This is a genomic window from Solimonas marina, from assembly GCF_012241385.1.
In the GTDB taxonomy this organism is placed as follows: Bacteria; Pseudomonadota; Gammaproteobacteria; order Nevskiales; family Nevskiaceae; genus Solimonas; species Solimonas marina.
Window position 1 is genome coordinate 258,911 of the sequence record NZ_JAAVXB010000003.1, and the last position, 20,118, is coordinate 279,028.

General features: G+C 66.1%; 19 protein-coding genes and 1 tRNA gene. 11 read left to right on the forward strand and 9 right to left on the reverse strand.

Annotation, left to right across the window (positions count from 1 at the left end; translation table 11 throughout):
* Window positions 1-22 precede the first annotated feature (22 nt).
* Window positions 23-1,393 carry an L-serine ammonia-lyase gene (locus G7Y82_RS07435; RefSeq protein WP_168147397.1) on the forward strand — a complete coding sequence of 457 codons (1,371 nt, stop codon included), beginning with the start codon at window positions 23-25 and terminating at the stop codon, window positions 1,391-1,393.
* Between the two features lie 18 nt (window positions 1,394-1,411).
* Here G7Y82_RS07435 and G7Y82_RS07440 read toward each other — a convergent pair.
* From G7Y82_RS07440 to G7Y82_RS07455, 4 genes are all read right to left on the reverse strand, one after another.
* Window positions 1,412-1,487 (reverse strand) — tRNA-Ile (locus G7Y82_RS07440).
* Between the two features lie 49 nt (window positions 1,488-1,536).
* Window positions 1,537-2,868: an ATP-binding protein gene (locus tag G7Y82_RS07445; protein ID WP_168147398.1), complete on the reverse strand. Its 1,332-nt coding sequence runs from the start codon at window positions 2,866-2,868 to the stop codon at window positions 1,537-1,539.
* Window positions 2,869-2,886: 18 nt separating this feature from the next.
* On the reverse strand, window positions 2,887-3,588 hold the full coding sequence (locus G7Y82_RS07450; RefSeq protein WP_168147399.1) for a response regulator transcription factor: 702 nt from the start codon (window positions 3,586-3,588) through the stop codon (window positions 2,887-2,889).
* A gap of 88 nt (window positions 3,589-3,676) precedes the next feature.
* The gene (locus tag G7Y82_RS07455; RefSeq protein WP_168147400.1) at window positions 3,677-4,309 is read right to left on the reverse strand and encodes a Spy/CpxP family protein refolding chaperone; all 633 of its coding nucleotides are present in this window, start codon (window positions 4,307-4,309) and stop codon (window positions 3,677-3,679) included.
* 177 nt (window positions 4,310-4,486) lie between these two features.
* Here G7Y82_RS07455 and G7Y82_RS07460 point away from each other — a divergent pair, with 177 nt between their 5' ends.
* The 6 genes from G7Y82_RS07460 (at window position 4,487) to G7Y82_RS07485 (ending at window position 12,786) form a co-directional block, all read left to right on the forward strand.
* Window positions 4,487-6,547 carry a putative bifunctional diguanylate cyclase/phosphodiesterase gene (locus tag G7Y82_RS07460; RefSeq protein ID WP_168147401.1) on the forward strand — a complete coding sequence of 687 codons (2,061 nt, stop codon included), beginning with the start codon at window positions 4,487-4,489 and terminating at the stop codon, window positions 6,545-6,547.
* Window positions 6,548-6,703: 156 nt separating this feature from the next.
* Entirely contained in the window at window positions 6,704-7,963 is a 1,260-nt protein-coding gene (locus G7Y82_RS07465; protein ID WP_168147402.1) for a hypothetical protein, read from the forward strand.
* Window positions 7,964-8,087: 124 nt separating this feature from the next.
* Window positions 8,088-9,683, forward strand: a complete 1,596-nt coding sequence (locus G7Y82_RS07470) for a peptide chain release factor 3 (protein WP_168147403.1) — start codon at window positions 8,088-8,090, stop codon at window positions 9,681-9,683.
* An 84-nt stretch (window positions 9,684-9,767) separates the two neighbouring features.
* On the forward strand, window positions 9,768-10,937 hold the full coding sequence (locus tag G7Y82_RS07475) for an acyl-CoA desaturase (protein WP_240954131.1): 1,170 nt from the start codon (window positions 9,768-9,770) through the stop codon (window positions 10,935-10,937).
* Window positions 10,930-12,192, forward strand: coding sequence for an MFS transporter (locus tag G7Y82_RS07480; protein ID WP_168147404.1), 1,263 nt, complete (start codon window positions 10,930-10,932; stop codon window positions 12,190-12,192). The genes G7Y82_RS07475 and G7Y82_RS07480 overlap by 8 nt, the downstream gene beginning before the upstream one ends.
* Before the next feature lie 12 nt (window positions 12,193-12,204).
* Window positions 12,205-12,786: an LOG family protein gene (locus tag G7Y82_RS07485; protein WP_168147405.1), complete on the forward strand. Its 582-nt coding sequence runs from the start codon at window positions 12,205-12,207 to the stop codon at window positions 12,784-12,786.
* Between the two features lie 11 nt (window positions 12,787-12,797).
* Here the strand turns inward: G7Y82_RS07485 and G7Y82_RS07490 are convergent, their stop codons facing one another.
* Complete coding sequence (locus tag G7Y82_RS07490) at window positions 12,798-13,481, reverse strand: hypothetical protein (RefSeq protein WP_168147406.1); 684 nt, start codon at window positions 13,479-13,481, stop codon at window positions 12,798-12,800.
* 32 nt (window positions 13,482-13,513) lie between these two features.
* Between G7Y82_RS07490 and G7Y82_RS07495 the strand changes: the two genes are divergently transcribed.
* The gene (locus G7Y82_RS07495) at window positions 13,514-13,786 is read left to right on the forward strand and encodes an acylphosphatase (protein WP_168147583.1); all 273 of its coding nucleotides are present in this window, start codon (window positions 13,514-13,516) and stop codon (window positions 13,784-13,786) included.
* A 5-nt stretch (window positions 13,787-13,791) separates the two neighbouring features.
* Here the strand turns inward: G7Y82_RS07495 and G7Y82_RS07500 are convergent, their stop codons facing one another.
* The 4 genes from G7Y82_RS07500 to folE all read right to left on the reverse strand — a co-directional run bounded on the left by G7Y82_RS07500 (window position 13,792) and on the right by folE (window position 17,671).
* On the reverse strand, window positions 13,792-15,393 hold the full coding sequence (locus G7Y82_RS07500; protein ID WP_168147407.1) for a GMC family oxidoreductase: 1,602 nt from the start codon (window positions 15,391-15,393) through the stop codon (window positions 13,792-13,794).
* A gap of 4 nt (window positions 15,394-15,397) precedes the next feature.
* Window positions 15,398-15,967, reverse strand: a complete 570-nt coding sequence (locus G7Y82_RS07505) for a hypothetical protein (protein ID WP_168147408.1) — start codon at window positions 15,965-15,967, stop codon at window positions 15,398-15,400.
* Between the two features lie 100 nt (window positions 15,968-16,067).
* Complete coding sequence (locus G7Y82_RS07510; protein ID WP_240954132.1) at window positions 16,068-17,054, reverse strand: acyl-ACP desaturase; 987 nt, start codon at window positions 17,052-17,054, stop codon at window positions 16,068-16,070.
* A 71-nt stretch (window positions 17,055-17,125) separates the two neighbouring features.
* Window positions 17,126-17,671 (reverse strand): GTP cyclohydrolase I FolE, encoded by a 546-nt coding sequence (gene folE / locus G7Y82_RS07515; protein ID WP_168147409.1) that lies wholly within the window; start codon window positions 17,669-17,671, stop codon window positions 17,126-17,128.
* 101 nt (window positions 17,672-17,772) lie between these two features.
* On the opposite strand from folE, the gene G7Y82_RS07520 reads away from it, so the two are divergent.
* The 3 genes from G7Y82_RS07520 to G7Y82_RS07530 all read left to right on the forward strand — a co-directional run bounded on the left by G7Y82_RS07520 (window position 17,773) and on the right by G7Y82_RS07530 (window position 20,016).
* A complete protein-coding gene (locus G7Y82_RS07520; RefSeq protein WP_168147410.1) occupies window positions 17,773-18,573 on the forward strand; it encodes a ParB/RepB/Spo0J family partition protein in 801 nt (266 codons plus the stop codon).
* Between the two features lie 186 nt (window positions 18,574-18,759).
* Complete coding sequence (locus tag G7Y82_RS07525) at window positions 18,760-19,512, forward strand: M48 family metallopeptidase (RefSeq protein ID WP_168147411.1); 753 nt, start codon at window positions 18,760-18,762, stop codon at window positions 19,510-19,512.
* A 99-nt stretch (window positions 19,513-19,611) separates the two neighbouring features.
* On the forward strand, window positions 19,612-20,016 hold the full coding sequence (locus tag G7Y82_RS07530) for a CBS domain-containing protein (protein ID WP_168147412.1): 405 nt from the start codon (window positions 19,612-19,614) through the stop codon (window positions 20,014-20,016).
* Window positions 20,017-20,118 lie beyond the last annotated feature (102 nt).

A 20,118-nucleotide genomic window follows, 5' to 3' on the forward strand; every position in this document is an offset into this window, starting at 1 on the left:
CTCCTCCGGCGGTGATTTCAGCATGGCGATTGGCGTTTTTGATCTGTTCAAGATCGGTATCGGTCCTTCCAGTTCGCATACCGTGGGGCCGATGCGCGCCGCGCAGCGCTTCGTCGGGCACCTGGATGACGATGGCCGGCTGGCCAGCGTCGCGCGCGTCGCCGTCGAGCTGTACGGCTCGCTCGGCGCCACCGGCAAGGGCCATGGCACCGACAAGGCGGTGATCCTCGGCCTGGAGGGTGAGGCGCCGGATCGTATCGACACCGACAGCATCGACGCACGGCTGGCCAAGGTTCGTGCGAACGGCGAACTGCAGCTCGCCGGCAAGCAGGCCGTCGCGTTTCGCGAGGATCACGATTTCAAGTTCCACAAGCGCCAGTCGCTGCCGTTCCATCCGAACGGCATGCGCTGCACGGCCTACGACGCCGGCGGTGCGGTGTTGCTGAGCAAGGTCTACTACTCGGTCGGCGGCGGCTTCGTCGTCGAGGACGGCGTGGTCGTCAATGTCGAAGCCGACGACGTCGCCGTGCCGTACCCGTTTGCCAGCGGTGCCGAGCTGCTCGCGCAGTGCGCGAACAGCGGCTTGTCGGTCAGTGCACTGATGCTGGAAAACGAAAAGGCGCGCCTGCCCGAATCCGAAATCCGCGCGCGCCTGCTCGAAATCTGGAAGGTCATGCGCAGCTGCATCGACCGTGGCTGCCGCCGCGAGGGCGTGCTGGCTGGCGGCCTGCAGGTCCGTCGTCGTGCTGCGACCTTGTATCGCCGCCTGGCCGGCGCCGACGGTAGCGTCCGTGATCCGCTGCGCGGCATGGACTGGGTCAATCTCTACGCGATCGCCGTCAACGAGGAAAACGCAGCCGGCGGTCGTGTCGTCACCGCGCCGACCAATGGTGCGGCCGGCATCATTCCGGCGGTGCTGCGCTACTACACCGACTTCATTCCCGGTGCCGATGACGACAACATCGTGCGTTTCCTGCTGACGGCGGCGGCCATCGGCCTGCTCTACAAACAGAAGGCGTCGATCTCCGGTGCCGAGGTCGGCTGCCAGGGCGAAGTCGGCGTTGCCTGTTCGATGGCGGCCGGCGCGTTCGCCGAAGTGCTCGGTGGTACGCCGCGCCAGGTCGAGAACGCCGCCGAGATCGGCATGGAACACAACCTCGGCCTGACCTGCGATCCGATCGGCGGACTCGTGCAGGTGCCGTGCATCGAGCGCAATGCGATGGGCGCGGTGAAAGCGATCAACGCCGCGCGCATGGCGATGTCCGGCGACGGCCAGCACTACGTCTCGCTCGACAAGGTCATCGCGACCATGCGCCAGACCGGCGCCGACATGAACGTGAAGTACAAGGAAACCGCGCGCGGCGGTCTGGCCGTCAACATCATCGAGTGCTGATGCGCCGGCGCGTGGAGGTGGTGGGCCCAGCAGGACTCGAACCTGCAACCAAGAGATTATGAGTCTCCTGCTCTAACCATTGAGCTATAGGCCCGCCGTGCGGGGCGCCATATTAATCGAAGCGTCCGCGGTGGGTGCGGGGTCTAGAGGTCGCAGCGCGGCAGCTGGATGGTGACGCACAGGCCGCCGCCATCGCGGTTTCGGGCGCTGATGTGGCCGCCGCTGGCGTCGACGACGCGCTTGGCGATCGCCAGGCCCAGGCCGTAGCCGCCGCTTTCGCGGTCGCGCGCTTCGGAGATGCGCACGAATGGTTGGAATACGGCCTCGAGACGGTCGGGCGGGATGCCTGGGCCGCGATCTTCGACATCGATCATCGCCCATTCGCCGTCGATCCGCAGGTGCACGTCGACGGTGCTGCCGTCGGCGGTGTAGCGCACGGCATTGCGGACGACGTTTTCGGTGGCGCTGTGCAGCAGTGAAGCCTGTCCGCGCGTGGCGGCGTCGGCTTCGATGTGCGGGCGCACCTGAATGTTGCGTGGCTGGGCTTCGAAGCTGGCGTCTTCGCACACCGATTCGACGATGTCGGCGAGGTTGACGTCGTCGTCGTTCAGCGGCGTTTCGCGATGTTCGAGGCGGGCGATCAGCAGCAGCTGGGCGATCATGTCCTCGAGCTTGTCGGCTTCCTGCTCGATGCGGTCGAACTGTGTGCTGGCGTGGCTGTCGCGCGCCAGTTCGGTGGCGACGCGTAGTCTCGCGAGCGGTGAGCGCAGTTCGTGCGAAATGTCGCGCAGCAGCTGTTGTTGCGAGTCCAGCAGGCGCTGCAGGCGCTCGGCCATGTGGTTGAAGTCGCTGGCCAGTTCGCCGATTTCATCACGGCGGGCGGCGGTGACCTCCGGCACGCGGACGTCCAGCCGACCCTCGGCGACGGCGCGGCTGGCCTGCTGCAGCGCGGCGATTGGTTTAGTGATGCGCCGCGCGATGACGATGGCGGCAAGGCTGACGACGATGATGCCGATCGCCAGCAGCAGGGTGGTGTCGATACGCCGCAGATCTGGCCCGCGCGGTGGCGGTAGTACGGCGACCCAGCGCAGGCGGCGACCGTCCTGCGTGACGATGAGGGTGGTCTTGAGGCTGCCGCCACCGGGCAGTTGCACGGCGCGGGTGCCGGATTCGGCGGCTTCGATGGCTTCCCGCAGCCGCGGCGGCGGTGGGCGATCGCTGTGGCTCAGGGGAATGCCGCGTTCGTCGAGCAGCATGCGATAGATGCCGTCGTCGTGACGCTGGTCGTGCAGCCAGCGGCGCAGCGCCCCGCCGCCGCCCTGTTCCCAGGCGACCAGTGCGTCGTGTGCGTCGCGGGTGGCGTCGTAGTCGCTGTAGAACAGTCGCCAGACCTGGGAGCCGAGGGCGAAGCTCATCGTCACGGTGACGATGATCGAGCCGATGAACCAGATGATCAGCCGGGTACGCAGGCGCATGGTGGCGGTCGTCGGAGACTAGGTCGGATCGACGTATAGGTAGCCGCGATTGCGCACCGAGCGCACCCGCGGATTGCCGTCGGCGTGCGGGCCCAGCTTCTGCCGCAGGCGGCTGATGTGCATGTCGATCGAGCGGTCGAAGGCGCCGAGCCGGCGGTTCAACGCGCGTCGCGACAGGTCGTCCTTGGTGATGACCTGGCCGGCGTCTTCTATGAGGATGCGCAGCACGTCGAATTCGGCGCCGGTCAGTTCGATCGCCTGGCCGGACAGGCGCACGGTTCGCGATGCCGGCGTCAGTTCGATGTCGCCACAGCGCAGCACCGTCTGTTCGGCGGTGTTGGGCTGCGAGCGGCGCAGCACGGCGCGCAGGCGCGCTGCCAGCTCACGCGGATTGCAGGGTTTGGGAACGTAATCGTCGGCGCCGAGTTCGAGACCGACGATGCGGTCGATGTCTTCGCCGCGCGCGGTCAACATGACCACCGGGATGCGGTGGCTGGCGCGCAGCCGCTCGAGCACGCGGAAGCCATCGGCCTTGGGCATCATGACGTCGAGCACCAGCAGGTCGTAGATGCCACGCTCGGCGTGCTCGATCGCCGCCAGGCCGTCGTGCACGGCGGTGACGTCGAAGCCCTGGCTGCGCAGGTATTCGCTGAGGAGATCGCAGAAGCCGACGTCGTCGTCGGCCAGCAGAATCTGGATTTGTTCGCTGTCGAGGATCATCGCATCACTTTACGCGAGTCCCGGGGCGCGGCACGCATGACCGTGGGCGAAGCGCCTTGCGGCACTCCGCCCACGGGCCGGCGCCACATCAGCTGGCGTCGCTGGGGCCGTCATCACGGTCCATGCCGCGGTCCATGCCTTTGCCGTGCTTGCCCTTGCCGCGATGCTGTTCGCGTTCGGCGCGGCGCTTCTGCAGCTCCTGCACCTGCTCCGGCGTCAGCGTCGCGATCACCTCCGAGGCGACCTTGGCGTGCAGCTGCATCTTGTCCTCGGTCAGCTTGCCGGCCGTGTCGGCGAGCTTGTTGCTGGTGCTGAGGAAATCCTTGGCGGTCGGATCGAGCTTGTGCATCGCCTCACGCAGATCGCGCTCGCGCTTGAACAGTGCGCGCTGCTCCTTGTGATGCTTCATGAAGATGTCGTCGATCTTGTCGCTTTGTGCGTCGCTGAGCTTGAGCCCGCGCAACTCGTGCATGAGCGGGCCGCCCATGCCGGGGCCCATGCCCATCATCGGGCCGCCGTGGCCCATGCCGCCACGCGTGCCGCGGAAATCGCCGCCATGGCGCGGGCCGTCACGGTCCGCAAACGGGGGGGGCGGTGGGCCGTCGTTGAAGGCCAGCTCCTGCCCGGACGGCGGCGTCGGCTGTGTGGGGGTAGCGGCCTGGGCCAAACCGGCGGTGGCGAGAGCTGCCGTCAGTGCCGCGATTTTGAAGGAAAATTTCATCTCGGAGACTCCGATCGTGTTGCCACGAGCTGTGACGAACACGTTATAAGGCCGGGCTCCGCAATGATGCGCTGCGCTTTGTAAAGAATAGTAACCATTGTACAAAGCACCACTTTTTATGCATCGTACAATCGACGACCGTGCCAAATGCGGCACTTAGTGGGTTGAACGGTCCGGATGAGCGTTCGCACAAAACTGCTGGCGGTCATGATGCTCGTCAGCCTGGCCATCATGGTGGCCGGGCTCGTCATCGTGCCGTCGCTGGATGTCGATCGCGGACTTGAAGCCGATCTGCTCGGCCGTTCGAACCGTATTTCCATGTCGGTGGTGCTGCAGCGCGGTATTGCCGACATGCAGCGTAATGCGGTGCTCCTGCAATCCGCCGTCGCCGCCGGCAATGATCCGTCGGTCGCGCTGGGCGGCCTGCAGTCGGCGCGCGCCGTGGTGCGCAATCAGCTGGCCTTTCTGCCAGTGGACGGCAATCCGACCCTGACCGCACTGCGCGATGCCATTCGCGACCGCGATGCGCAGATCGATGCGCTGCTGGCGGTGCCGCCTGACGCCGCGACGGCTGGGCAGCTGACCAAGATCACGCAGCAACTGCAGTCGCAAGCTTCACATCAGCTGGCGGCGCAGCTCGAGCGGGACAACACGTTGGGGATCCGCGCCACGACCGATGAATTCGCGCGCCTGCGTGGTCGCCTGGCGATTGCGCTGGCGGCGGTCTGCGGTGCGCTGCTGCTGTCCGTGGTGTTGACCATCTTCGCGTATCGGCGCCTGCTGCGGCCGCTCGGGGCGGTGACTGGTAGCCTCAACGCGGTGCTGACCGGGCGCGAGCCACGCGCCGGCATCGTCGAGACGCAGGACGAATTCGGCGACATCGTGCGCGCCATGCGCCGCATTCAGGCGCAGGCCGAACATATCCGCCGCATCGCCTATCTCGATCCGGGCAGCAAGTTGCCGAACCGCAACAGCCTCGACGCCGAATTGCGCGAGGTACGCCGTCTACGGCCGATCGACGGCACGCACGGTCTGCTGCTGATCGGCATCGACACCTATGGGGCAATTCGCAGCGGCTTCGGTTCGCGGCTGGCCGAGGCCGTGCTCGGCGCACTCGGCGAGCGCTTCAATGAACTCGACGTGCTGCCGACCCAGGCATTTCGTATCGATGCCGATGTGATTGCGGTGCTGATCGACCGCGGCAACAGCGAGGCGGTGACGCGTGTCGATCTCAAGCGCATCGCCGCCGAGGTCATGCAGCGTTTCACGCGGCCGTTGGAAGTCGAGGGGCAGCGCTTTCTTCTGGCGGCCAGCGCCGGCGGCGCGATCTACCCCGATGATGCGCGTGACCCGGATGAATACGTCAACGTCTGTCTCGAAGCGCTGCGCCTGGCGCGGGTCGAGGGGCCGGGGCATCTGCGTTTTGGCGAGCGTGGTCACACCCATCGCCTGCGCCGGCACCTGGCGCTGACCGAGCAGATCCGCACCGGACTGCGGCAGGGTCAGTTCGTGCCGTTCTTCCAGCCCATCGTCGACATCACGCGGCGCAAGGTCACCGGTGCCGAAACCCTGACGCGCTGGCGTCAGCCGGACGGGCGCGTGACCCTGCCGGGCGAATTCATCTTCGTCGCCGAGGGTTCGGATCTGATCGCCGACATGACGCGCGCGGTGCTGGCGCGAGCCTGTACGACGTTCAATGGCTGGAACGAGCGCGGTCAGGCGCTGAGCCTGTCGTTCAATCTGTCGGCCAAGCTGCTGTCGACCAACGTGATGGCGATCGTCCGCGAGGCCCTGGAACAGAGCCGTCTCGATCCGGCGCTGCTGTGCGCCGAGGTCACCGAGACTGCTTTGATGGGCAATATCGACGACGTTGGTGCCGTGCTCGATGAGCTGCGCGGGCTCGGCATGCAGCTGGCGCTCGACGATTTCGGTACCGGCTATTCATCGCTGACGCACCTGTATCGCTTCGACGTCAACACGCTGAAGATCGATCCGGTGCTGACGCGTGCCGCCACACAAAGCGAGCGCGCGCAGGAAATCATTCGCAGCATGGTGCAGCTGTCGGCCAGCCTCAACATCCGTCTGATCGTCGAAGGGGTCGAATCCGAAGACGACGTGCGTCTCATGCAGAAGCTCGGCTGCCGCCTGATGCAGGGCTTCCACTTCAGCCGCGCCATGCCGGAAGAGCAGTTCCTGGAATGGGTGCGCGCCTACGAAGCGGGCGTGCTCGCGGCCTGACGCTGCGACTTGGGCTGCTGGCCCCGATGTTGCAGAATAATCCGGCAGGGGACGGGCTCAGGGTCCGGGTGCACGCTGGTGGTGCGCCGCAGCCCCGCAAAAATCGTCATGCGCTTACTTCGATCGACTTTTTCCGCCGTGAACGGATGTGTTGCGGTGACGCTCATGATCCCGGCCGTGCTGGTGCTGTCGGGGTGTGCGACGGCTCCTGCGGAGCGCTCGAAGGTCGATCGGCCGGTGACGTCCGATGAGGTTGCGGTGGCGTTGCCGGCGGTGCGAACCAGCGCCAGCGACAACTGGAGCAGCGATTACGAAGGCGGCCTCGGTGATCTGGCGCTGCGCCTGGGCGGACATACGCCGATGGAAGCGGGCGGCCCCATCGTCAGCAGCGGCCTGAGCTTCGCGGCGCTCGACAAGCGCCTGAGCTACAGCGCCGGCTATCGCGTTGACCCCGGCGATTTCTTGACGCCATCGGCGGTGGACAGTTGGCGCAGCGATGCGATGCCGAGCAGTGTCGGCAGCCAGGTGCTGAGCCAGCAGGCCAACCTCAAGCTGGACCCGATCTACGGCGCGCCGATCATGCTCGGCGCGCGCTACCGGCAGCAGGACGCGCTGCTGATCAACGGCAACAGCCAGACCGACGAACAGGCGCTGGATCTCAACTGGGCGCCCAAGTTCGTTGCGCTACACCTGAGCTGGGCGCCGGCCGGTGCGCCGGTCGACACCATGCAGGCCCTGCAGTGCGGTGTGTCCGGGCAGGTTCGCGTGCCGGTCAATGCGTTTCTCGGCGGCCAGCGGCGCGGCCGCTTCTTTGCCATTGATGCCGGGTCGCGCGAGTGTCACGTGGTCGGTGATACGGCGGCGCTCGACGAGTTGACCGCCAATACCTGGTCGACCGGTGTGAGCTGGGGCCATGAAGCGCGCGAGACAATGCTGCAGGTGCAGGGCGTGACGCCGGGGCCGGGCGCCAACGTCATCAAGTCGACGCGGCCGCTGACGGCTGGCAGCGGCTACGAGGTCGAGCTGACGCAGAAGCGTAAGCTGGGCCGCTGGCAGGCGACCGGCGGCGTCGCCTGGCGCCGTCCGCCCGATCCGATCCACGACCACGGCGATGACAGTTCGCCCTGGGCCGCCAGCGCCAAGCTGTCGCGTCGCGTGTCGATGGTCGAGGTCGCCGCCAGCTGGCGACGCGGCGACCCCTACTGGTTCCTGCCGGACGTGCGTCAGCAGTCCAACAATTTCGCGGTGACGGTCGACTTCTCGCCGTGGGCGTCGACCTTCTGGGACGGCAAGTACACGCCGACGATGGCGCTGTCGTACAGCTGGATGCGGGCTGACGATAGTGAAACCACGACCGGTCGCACCGAGGATCAGGCGATCAACTGGAGCGTCGCCTTCCCCTGGCCCTACGAATAGTGGCGCGGGCGGTGCCGCAGTCCGCAGGGCTGCACCCTTCATCGTGTCGATCCCGACGCTGGGCCGCGCCTGGCGTCGTCGGGCTCCGGCTCCGGCTACAATGCGCGCCCACCCGGAGGATTTCATGAGTGTCATCGCCGAGCGCGCGGCGCGACGCCGTACGTTCGCCATCATTTCGCATCCCGACGCCGGCAAGACGACCTTGACGGAAAAGCTGCTGCTGTTCGGTGGTGCGATCCAGCTTGCCGGTACGGTGAAAGGCCGCAAGGCCGACCGCCACGCAACCTCGGACTGGATGGCGCTGGAGCAGCAACGCGGTATCTCGATCACGACGTCGGTGATGCAGTTCCCGTACAACGACTGCATCGTCAATCTGCTCGATACCCCGGGCCACGAGGACTTCTCGGAAGATACCTATCGCACGCTGACTGCGGTCGACTCGGCGCTGATGGTCATCGACGCCGCCAAGGGCGTCGAGGCGCGCACCATCAAGTTGATGGAAGTGTGCCGCCTGCGCGATACGCCGATCGTCACCTTTGTCAACAAGCTCGACCGCGAGGGCCGGCCGCCGCTCGACCTGCTCGACGAAGTCGAGAAGGTGCTGGGCCTGCAGTGCACGCCGATCACCTGGCCGCTGGGTATGGGCCGCGATTTCAAGGGTGTCTATCACCTGCTCGAAGATCGCTTCTATCTGTACTCGGGCGACAAGCACCGCGTGTCCGAGATCGAGACCATCGACGGCCTGTCGGCGCCGGGACTCGAGGAGCGTTTCGGAGCGCTGTACCGACAGCTGCGCGACGAGATCGAGCTGCTGCAGATGGCCGGTGCCGAATTCGAACTCGATGAATATCGCGCCGCGCGGCTGACGCCGGTGTTCTTCGGCTCGGCGATCAACAACTTCGGCGTACGCGAGTTGCTCAACGGCTTCACCGCCTGGGCGCCGCCGCCGCAGTTCCGCCACGCGCGCACGCCGGACGGCGAGCGTGACGTGCAGCCGGACGAGGACAAGTTCACCGGCTTCGTGTTCAAGATTCAGGCGAACATGGATCCCAAGCACCGCGACCGCGTGGCCTTCCTGCGCGTCTGCTCGGGCGTCTACCGCAAGGGCATGGATATCCACAGCGTGCGCCTCGACGGGCCGGTGCGGGTCTCCAATGCGCTGGTGTTCATGGCCGCCGACCGCGAGGCCGTCGAGGAAGCCTACCCTGGCGACATCATCGGCCTGCACAACCACGGCACGATCTCGATCGGCGACTCGTTCTCCGAAGGCGAGACGCTGGGCTTCACCGGCATCCCGAACTTCGCGCCGGAACTGTTCCGCCGCGTGATCCTCAAGGACCCGCTCAAGGCCAAGCAGCTCAACAAGGGGCTCGATCAGCTGTCCGAGGAAGGCGCGACCCAGGTCTATCGGCCGATCATCAACAACGACATCATTCTCGGTGCGGTCGGCGTGCTGCAGTTCGACGTCGTCCAATATCGTTTGCGTGACGAATACAAGGTCGAATCGGTGTTCGAGCCAGTGCAGGTCCATACTGCGCGCTGGGTCGAGTCCGACGACGAGCGAAAATTCCGCGAGTTCCGTGACAAGAACGACGCACGCTTGGCGCATGATCACTACGGTCAGCTCGTCTATCTGGCATCGAGCGCCGTCAATCTGAACATGACGCGAGAGCGGTTCCCCGATGTGCGTTTCGTCGAAACGCGCGAGCACGGGGCCTGAAGATTTCACTGCTGCTGCCGTAAAACGTTAACCCTGACAACCGCGCCGCTGTTAGCGCATTGGAAACGCCCACCGCGAACTCTTATGGACAAGCCTCTCTCCAGCCGCCAACTCGATCCCGCCAACTGGCCCATGATGGTCCTGTTTGCGGCCTTTCACCTTGCCTGCTTCGCGGTGATCTGGACGGGCTTCAGCTGGGAGGCATTCGCGTTGTGCATCGCGCTTTATGCGGTGCGCATGTTCGGCGTGACGGCCGGCTATCACCGGTATTTTTCGCACAAGGCCTACAAGGCCGGCCGCGTGTTCCAGTTCGTGCTGGCATGCCTCGCGCAGTCGTCGCTGCAGTCCGGCGCGCTGTGGTGGGCGGCCAAGCACCGTGACCATCATCGCTACTCGGATACGCCGCTGGATTCGCATTCGCCGCGCCAGTACGGCTTCTGGTTCTCGCACCTCGGCTGGATCTTCAACAAGCAGGCGCAGGAGGTCGATTACGCGCGCATCGCCGACTTCTCGAAGTATCCGGAGCTGCGCTGGATCGACAAGCATCACTGGCTGCCCGGCGCGGCGATGGGTGTGGCGGTCTGGGCGCTGGGGGGCTGGCAGGCGCTGGTGATCGGCTTCGTCTGGTCGACGGTGCTGCTTTGGCACGCGACGTTCTGCATCAATTCGCTGGTCCATGTGTTCGGCCGTCAGCGCTATCTGACCGGCGACGATTCGCGCAACAACTTCCTGTTCGCGCTGCTGTCGCTCGGCGAGGGCTGGCACAACAACCACCACTACTACATGGCCTCGGCACGCCAGGGCTTCAAATGGTGGGAGGTCGACATCACCTACTACGTGCTCTGCGGCCTTGAACGCGTTGGTCTCGTCTATGAACTGCGCGACCCGCCGGCACACGTGCTCGACGGCTCGCGCGTGGCGTCGGCCGAGATCAAGGAGCGCATCGCCCAGGCGGTGGCACATCGTTTCTGCCCGGATCGTATTGTGCAGCGCATGCAGCAGCGCTGGGCCGAACTGCACCAGGGGCACGCCATCACCGACTGGCGTCGGCACTGGTCCGAGCAGTTGGCGGCGCGCCGCGAGCTGCTGGTGCAGCGCGTGCACGCCGAGCTGCCGAGCCTCGACGTGTTGTATCGCCATGCGCGGCGCCGGTTTGCGCGCACGCCAGCGATGGAAGAGATCGTCGCACGCGCGCGCGAGTTGATTGCCAGCAACGTGATGGCGAGACTGGAAGCCAGCCCCGCCTATGCCTGATGCGCCGCCGGCGCCGTTACCGGCGCGGCACGACCCCTACGCGGCTCTGCGTTATCGGGAGTTCACTGCGCTGGCGGTGGGCGCGTTCCTGCTCAGCTGTGGCCTGCTGATTCAGGAAGTGGCGCTGTCGTACGAGATCTACCGGGTGACGCATGATCCGCTGTCGCTGGGCCTGATCGGCCTGATCGCGGCGGTGCCGTTCATCACGCTGGCGCTGTTCGGCGGGCACTTGGCGGACCGCCGCGAGAAGCGCGGCATCATTCGCAAGGCGATCGGCGTCATCCTGCTCGGCTCAGCGGCGATGGCGCTGCTGTCGTGGCCATCGCTGCGCGCGCATCTGTCCGAGCGCAGCTGGCTGCTGGCGGCCTACGGGCTGGTGGCCCTGGTTGGCTTCGCGCGAGGGTTTTATTCTCCGGCCGCCTCGTCGCTGCGCGCCTTTCTGGTGCCGCGCGAGGTCTACGGCAGCGCCGCGACGTGGTGGAGCACCTTCTTTCAGGCGGGCGCCATTCTCGGGCCGGTGTCATCGGGCCTGCTGTTCGCCTACGCCGGTCTGTCCGGCACGTTGGTCGTCGTGGTCTGCATGTTCAGTGCGGCGCTGCTGCTGATCTCCTTCGTCAAGCCGCGGCCGGTGGTGCCGAATCCGAATGCCGGCAACATCTGGCAAAGCCTGGGCGAGGGGCTGCGTTACGTCTTCCGTACCCGCATCGTGCTGTATGCGATGTGGCTCGACATGCTGTCGGTGCTGTTCGGCGGCGTGGTGGCGCTGCTACCGGTATTCGCCGACGACATCCTCAAGGTCGGTCCCGAGGGCTTGGGCGTATTGCGCGCCGCGCCGGCGATCGGGGCGCTGCTGACGACGATCTGGTGCGCCTATCATCCGCCGCTGATGCGGCCGTGGCGCAATTTGCTGCTGACGGTGCTGGGCTTCGGCGTGGCGACGCTGGTGTTCGCGGTTTCGAAGCTGTTCTGGCTGTCGATCGTCGCCTTGTTCGCGACTGGCGCGTTCGACAGCGTCAGCATGGTGATCCGCAATACGATCATGCAGTCGGTTCCGCCTGATCATCTGCGCGGTCGGGTGCTGTCGGTCAACAGTATCTTCATCAGCTCGTCGAACGAGCTGGGCGCGTTCGAATCCGGCCTGGCGGCCAAGCTGCTGGGCACCGTGCCGTCGGTGGTTGCCGGCGCCGCTGTCACTTGTGGCGTCGTCGCCTGGATGTGGCGGCGCTCGCGTGAGCTGCTGACGGTGAAACTCTAAGGAGACGGCCGGATGCGTTTTTGTGTGTTCTGCGGTTCGAGTGCCGGTGCCCGGCCGGCTTACGCGGCGGCCGCTCGTGCACTGGGGGCGGCGTTGGCCGAGGCCGGTGTCGGACTGGTCTATGGCGGCGCTTCGGTTGGCCTGATGGGCGCGGTCGCCGATGCCGCGCGCGATGCTGGCGGTGAGGTCATCGGTGTGCTGCCGCGGGCGCTGGCCGATCGTGAGCTGGCGCATCCGAATCTCACGCAGTTGCACATCGTCGGCTCCATGCACGAGCGCAAAGCGATGATGGCCGAGCTGTCCGACGGCTTTATCGCCTTGCCCGGCGGCATCGGCACCTTCGAAGAGCTGTTCGAAATCTGGACCTGGGCGCAGCTGGGGCAGCATGCCAAGCCTTGCGCGGTGCTCAACGTCGACGGGTATTACGATGGCCTGTTGGCGTTTCTCGACCACACGGTGCGCGAGGCCTTCGTCAAGCCGGTGCATCGTGCACGCCTGCTCGTGCACGACGATGTCGGCGCGCTGCTGACGGCGATGCAGCGCTACGAGCCGCCGGCATCGACCGGCAAGTGGATCGGCCGCAGCGAGACCTGAGCGGCGGCGCGCTAGCGTTTTTGCTGCGCGGTATTGACGATGGTCGCGGCCAGACCGAAAGGGCGGTCCCCGAGCAGGCGCAGCAGCCGTGCCGGCAGATGGCGCTTGTCGATCTGCAGGACCGAGACCTGCGCGAAACCGTCGCGGGCTTCGCGCGCCCAGGATTCGGCGCGCGGCTCGTCACCGGCCGGCTGTGGCTGAATGCCAAGCGTGCGCAGGCGGTCGGCCTGCGGCAGCAGGCTCTGGCTGCCGCGGTCGAGCGAGGCGGTCGACGCCTGAATCTCGATCCAGGTGTTGAAGTCGATCTGCAGCAGTGGCTCGGCGATACGGCGCAGCAAGGGCACGCGCAGGGCGCGCTGTGCCATCCGTTGCGCCAGGTGGCCGGTGCGCTCGACCAGCTTCAGCGAACGCGGCGCGCCATCATGCGCGATGGCCGCCGGATCCTGAGTGTCGCGACCGCGCTGCGGCGCGTGCGCCAGCGCCGGACGCAGCGCGCTGGCCAGGTTGGTCTGGAAGTGCGCGCGCAGATGCGTGCGTTCGCCGTCGGCTTGCGGTTCGCTGTGCATTTGCACGCGGACTTTCCACAGCGGCTGTTGCTCGCCCACCGGGATTTCGGCGGCGAACGCAAAGTCCTCGGTTTCACGCGGCAGCGCCGCGTCGGGTTCGGATTTCCGGCGTCGTTTTAAGATGCCCATGCGCCAATCCTCAGCAATCGACCTTGACCAGTATGCCGGCATCCTATCGCTTTCGTGTTCGAGGACATGTCCAAGGTGTCTATTTTCGCCAGTCGACCCGCCAGCAGGCGCTGGCACTGCAGCTCGACGGCTGGGTCTGCAATCGCGACGACGGCAGTGTCGAAGGGCTCGCAAGCGGCGCGCCCGCAGCGCTCGAGGCCTTGCGCCGCTGGCTGTGCGACGGGCCGCCGGCGGCACGTGTCGAGACGCTGGACTGGCAGCCCGACGCTGACCTGCCGCCGCCGGGCTTCGAGGTCCGCCGCTAGCTCGATCACGCGGCGGCCGCGGGCTGCAGGCGCGCCAGCAGGCGCTGCGTATTGCGTGCGGTGAACGCGTAGATCGATAGCTGCGGATTGGCGCCGATCGAGCTTGGGAAGATCGAGCCGTCGAAGATCGACAGGTTGTCGGCGGCGTGGAAGCGACCGTGACTGTCGACGACGCAGCGCTCGCGATCCTCGCCCATGGCGCAGCCGCCCATCAGATGTGCCGTGACCAAGCCGGCGCGCTGCTTTTTCATCGGCAGCGCGGCGATGCCGGCTTTCGCATCCTTCCAGCTCGAATAGGTCTGGGCATCGAGGTGCATCGGTCGTACGACGCGCGCGCCGGCGGCGAACTGGATCTCCGCCATCGACAGATAGGCGCGGCGCAGCGCGTCCCATAGTGCATCGTGCACGTCGTAGTCGAAGACCGGCTGGCCGTGCGCATCGATGCGGATGCGACCGCCCTGGCTTTGTTCGTGAAAGCCGTCGCGCATCAGAGCGATCAATACCTGCGCGTGCGGCAGCTGCGCCATGTCGGCGGCCAGCGCGTCGCCGAAGTTGCCCATCACGCTGCTGGCCAGCATCGGCTGCAGCGGCGGGACTTCGAGTTTGTAGCCGATGCTGCCGTCGGCCGGCCACAGAAAATGGTCGGAATAAATCGACTGCGGAGCGCCGTAGTAGCCGTCGATGGCCTTGTCGAACTGTGCAAGGCTGACGTTGACCGGATGGATGCAGCTGCGTTGGCCGATGCGGTGCTGCGGATCGGGCGCTTTCGAGCGCAGCAGCAGCGCCGGGGTGTTGATGGCACCGGCGGCCAGAATGTAATGCCGTGCGCGGACGTCGAGCGTCACGCCGCTGGGGTGTCCGCTTCCGGCATCGAGCGCGGCGACCACCATGCCGGTGACGTGTCCGTCGGCGAAGCGCAGGCGCTCGACACGGGCGCGGTGCAGCAGCGTCATGCCGTGATCGAGCGCTGCCGGGATCGTCGTCACCAGCATCGATTGCTTGGCGTTGACCGGGCAGCCGAGCCCGCAGTAACCGAGGTTCCAGCAGCCGCGCACGTTGCGCGGCACGGTCTTCCAGTGCAGTTCCAGTTTTTCGCAACCGTCGCGCAGCACGGCGTTGTTGGCGTTCGGCGCGGCGGCCCACGGCGCGATGCCGAGGCGCGCCTCCATCTTCGCGAACCACGGCGCCATGTCTTCCGGCATCGCGTCGCGCACGCCGAATTGCTCCGACCAATACGACAGCGTCGCGTCCGGCGTGCGGATGCTGGTCGTCCAGTTGACGACAGTGCTGCCACCGACGGCCCGTCCCTGCAGGATCGGGATCGCGCCGTCCGACGTCGCGCGCCCGGCGGCTTCCTGGTAGAGCGTGCCGTACGAGCGGAATTCGTCCATCGCCTTGAAGTCTTGCGAGGTGTGCAGCGCGCCCTCCTCGATCATCAGCACCTTGAGTCCAGCGCTGGCGAGCAGCTCGGCGGCGGTGCCACCTCCGGCGCCACTGCCGACGATGACGACGTCGGCTTCCAGCGTTTCGCCGCGTTGCAGGGCCGACGCATCGCGAACCTTCCAGCCCTTGGTGATACCGTCGCTGTAGAGATCGTTGATCGCCATGGCGTCAGGCCTCCAGCGCGCTGATCGCCCAGGCCGGCGGCCCTGGATAGTGCGAGAACGCGTTCATCGGCGTCTGGCTCCACAGCACGGTGCTGCCGATCTTGGCCAGCGCGCGATAGGCGCCGCTGAGCAGCGACAGGTGGCTGTCGTGCAGATGCTTGAGCAGGGTTTGTGCGTCGGCGGCGCCGGCCTCGGCCCAGGGTCGCGTGACGCCACCGGCGAAGCGGCGGAACGGGGTCCATTGCAGCAGATCGAGGAGCTTGCGCACTTCCTGTTGCGCCGGTGCGCCGAGCGCAGCCAGCTCGATGTCGGCACGGCGCACCCCTTCATCGACGATCGCGCCCGCGGCGGTGGGATCGGCGGGCAGGGCATTGCCGGCGACGCCGGCGACCAGCGCACGCATGAAATGAATGTCGCTGGCGGTCAGCCAGCGATAGCCGTTCGCCACCGCGGCGCTGCGCTGACTGCAGCCGGACAACTGCACGCCGGCCCCCAGCAGGGCCAGGGTCGTGGCGCCGCCAGCCGACAGCTTGAGAAAGCCGCGCCGGTCGAGCGTGGCGGTGTCTGCAGGCATGAGTCCTCCGGATCTTTTTATAATTAAACGATAGGTCAATTTTGCCTCAAAAAACGGCGACCGGCTGGCTGGCGGGTCGCCGCTCGACGCCGTGCGGGGCTCAGATGCGCACGCTACGGCCGTAGATGAAGTCGAAGCCGAAGTCACGAACCGTGGACTTGGCGTCCTGGAAGTCGGCCATGCGCGCCAAGCGGGCCGGAATCTTCATCAGTTTTTCCTGAGCCTGCTGGCCGATCGTCGACAGGCCAGTCAGCGAGCCGATCTTCCAGTACGCGAGCAGTTCCTCGACGATTTCCTGGTATTGGCGGGCGCAGAAGATGCCGGCGCGGCGCACGACTTCGCTCATGTCGTCATAGCCACCGATCGCATGCCCCGGCATCGCGAAATTCAGCGCGACCTTCAGCAGCGACACCAGAGCCCGGTTCGGGTCCTGGGCGAGAACGGCGCCGAACACGGCACGGTAGAACTGGTAGTGGCGCGATTCGTCGCCGGCCAGATGCGCGAGCACGCGCTGGCCCATCGCTTCGATCGGCGCGCACAGGCGCCCGGTGTTGGCATGCGAGAACTGCGTGGCCTTTTCCTGCAGCGAGGTGTAGGCGAGCAGGCGGTACGGGTCTTCTTCCCACTCCGGATTGAAGCCGGCCTCGATATAGCGATACTGCAGTTTTTCGAGTGCGCCCATGTCGAACAGGCGTGCGTCGCGCACATAGTCGCGCAGGGCGCAGCCGTGGCGATCTTCCTCGGCCGTCCACAGATTGTTCCAGTCGCGCCACGGGCCACTGTTGCTCAGGTGCGAGGCGATCAGGCGGTGAAAATGCGGCAGGCCTTCTTCGGTCAGCAGGTTCAGGGCGATGGCGACACGGGCGGTATCCGGCAGGCCCCGCGCAGCTTCGCGGATGCGCGCCAGCTCGCCGTCATGTGCAGCGTCGAGCTCGGCGTCGGCCGGCATCAGATCGTTGGGGAACCAGAGGCGGCGCTTTTCGACGTGCAGCGCCATCTGCTGCGCGACGGCATCCTCGATCGACACGAGGACTTCAACCTTGTCAGTGTTCTCGAACGACATGCTGGTGGCGACAACAGACATCATCAGGACTCCGCGGCCCGATCGCCGCTGCAACTGGCCGGACGGCCACGGGTCCAGATTATAGGAAATCCGGCTTACCCGCGACGCGTCAGGCTCAGGAACTCCTCGCGGGTACGATGATCCTCGCGGAAGCGGCCGAGCATGACCGATGTGACCATCGTCGAGTTCTGCTTCTGGACGCCGCGCATCATCGCGCACAAATGCTGCGCTTCGATGACCACGCCGACGCCGTGTGCCTCGGTCACGGTCTGGATGCAGGTGCCGATCTGCTGCGTCAGGTTTTCCTGGATCTGCAGGCGGCGCGCGAACATGTCGACGATGCGCGGAATCTTCGACAGGCCGATGACCTTGCCGGACGGCAGGTAGGCGACGTGTGCCTTGCCGATGAACGGCAGCAGGTGGTGCTCACACAGCGAGTAAAGCTCGATGTCGCGGACGATGACCATTTCGTCGTTCGACGATTCGAAGACCGCGCCGTTGACGATTTCGTCGACGTCCTGTTCGTAGCCCTGCGTCAGGAATTCCATCGCCTTGGCGGCGCGCAGCGGCGTGCGCAGCAGCCCTTCGCGCTGGGGGTTCTCGCCGATCGACTCGATGATCGCGCGATAGTGCTCTTCCATGTTCTGTTCCGCTGTCGCTGATAGGGTCGCCGGCCATTATCCCATGTGACGATGCGGTTCGCCGCGCAGCGGCGATGACGGTGCGCGCCTAAAATATGCACATGAGCCGCAAGCCCCCCTCGAACGAAGTGCGCGTGGTCCCGATCGACCTGATCCGCCCCGGCAGCCAGCAGGCGCGGCGACACTTCGATGCGGACGCGCTGCGCGAACTCGCCGACAGCATTCGCGAATCCGGTGTCGTGCAACCCATTGTCCTGCGCACCCGGGTGTGGGGCTACGAACTGCTGGCCGGCGAGCGTCGCTGGCGTGCCGCGCAGCAGGCTGGATTGCACGAGATGCCGGCGCTGATCCGCGACGACCTGACCGAGTCCGAAGCCTTCGTCGTCGGCCTGATCGAAAACCTGCAGCGCGAATCGCTGACGCCGATGGAGACCGCCGCCGGGCTCAAGCGCCTCGGCGAGCTGTTTGAGCTCAAGCATGCGCAGATCGGCGAGCGTATCGGCAAGTCGCGCGAATACGTTACCAACTACCTGCGCCTGCTCAATCTGGCGCCGGACGTCGCGCGGCTCGTCAATGAAGGCCACATCATGCTCGGCCACGCCAAGGTGCTGGCCGGCGTGCCGCTGAAAGACCAGTTGGGCTGGGCCGACGAGATCATCCGCCACAAGCTCACGGTCCGTGGCCTCGAGCAGCGCATCGCCGCGTCACGCGATCGCCTGGTGGTGTTCCGGCCCGGCAAGCCCAGCGACTGGCAGGTGCTGGAGCGCGAGCTGTCCGACCATCTCGCCTGTCCGGTCGTCGTCACGGCCGACAAGACGGGCAAGGGCGAGCTGCGCGTCAAATTTCATTCGCTCGACGAACTCGACGGCGTGCTCGCCAAGATCGGCTACGTCGCCCGGTGAATAAGCCGCGAGTTATACCCAAGCTGCGGGGACAAGCCTGTGGATACATTTTGGACGGGGATGCGGAAAGCTCGCTGTGGCGCAGCTTTCATGCCCGGCGGACAAAAAATCGTCGCATGTTCGTCACAATGCGGCGATCTGGCAGGTTCCATGCATCCCCGATGCGTTGATGCACAGTTTTGAGGCATGGACGATCAGATCGAATTATTCCGCGACGACTACGCGCTGACCGAGCGGGTCAGTGCCAAGGCGCGCAACATCCGCATCGAGGTGCGCCCCGATCGCGGCGTCACGCTGGTTTATCCGCGCTGGGTCGGGCGCGCCGAGGCGCATGCGTTCCTGCGCGCGCGCGAGGCATGGATACGAGAGAAGCTGGCCGAGTTGGCGCAGCAGGCATCGGCCTATCCGTTGCCGGCCCGGCTGCGCTGGGACGGCGATGACCGTATCAGCCTGCGTGGCGAGTCATACGCACTGAAGGCCGAGGCGGCTCGGCTGCGCAGCCCGGCGGTGCGGGTGGAGTCGCAGCGTGTCGTCGTTTTGGCGCCGTCGGCCGTCATCCAGCAGCCTGCGCGCCTCGATGCGGCGCTGCGCCAGGCGTTGGTCCGCCAGGCGCGGCTCGACGCGCAAACCTATCTGCAGCGTGAGGCGCCGCCGCTTGGCGTGCGCTATCGCGAGCTGCGCATCAACGACGCGCAGACGCAGTGGGGCAGCTGCAATCCGGGCGGCACCATCTGTCTGTCGTGGCGACTGGTGATGGCGCCGCCGGAGGTGTTCCGCTACGTCGTCGTCCATGAGCTTTGCCACCTCGTGCACATGGATCACTCGCCGCGCTTCTGGTCACTGGTCGAACGGCAGATGGCGGATTACGAGCAGCACAAGCGCTGGCTGCGCGACCGTGGCCACCAACTGCACGCGATATTGGCCCGCGAGCGACGCTGACATTGTCGGCGGACGCTTGAGTGCGGTTGACGCAGACGCTATCGTCAGTCCATCAGATACCGGTGCACACCAGATGCACGGCGATCGAGGAGAGCGGCAATGTCGATGCTGGAAAAGGTCTGTGTCCGCGACTACATGAGCACCAAGCTCATGACGTTCACGCCCGAAATGGAAGTCATGAATGCCGTGCACCAGCTCGTCAAGAGCGGGTTCTCCGGCGCGCCCGTGGTCGACGTCTCCGGTGCGCTCGTCGGCATGCTGTCCGAGCGCGATTGTCTGAGTGTGGCGCTGGTCGCTGCGCAGGATACTTGTGTCGCCGGTCCGGTCAGCCAGTACATGAGCACCAGCCTGCAGACCGTGACGGCCGATGTCAGCCTGGCGCACCTGGCCGGTATGTTCGTCAGTAACTCCCAGTTCCGCCGCTACCCGGTCGTCGAGGGTGGCAAGCTGATCGGGCAGATTTCCCGTTCCGACGTATTGCGCGCGATCAGCCACTGCTGCTGAACGCTGCCGCGGCGTGACGCGCGGCGATCAATAGCCCCTCAACGAAAAGGCCCCCCGCAAGCGGAGGGCCTGATCGATCGGCCGGTGACGGCCGCGCTGTAG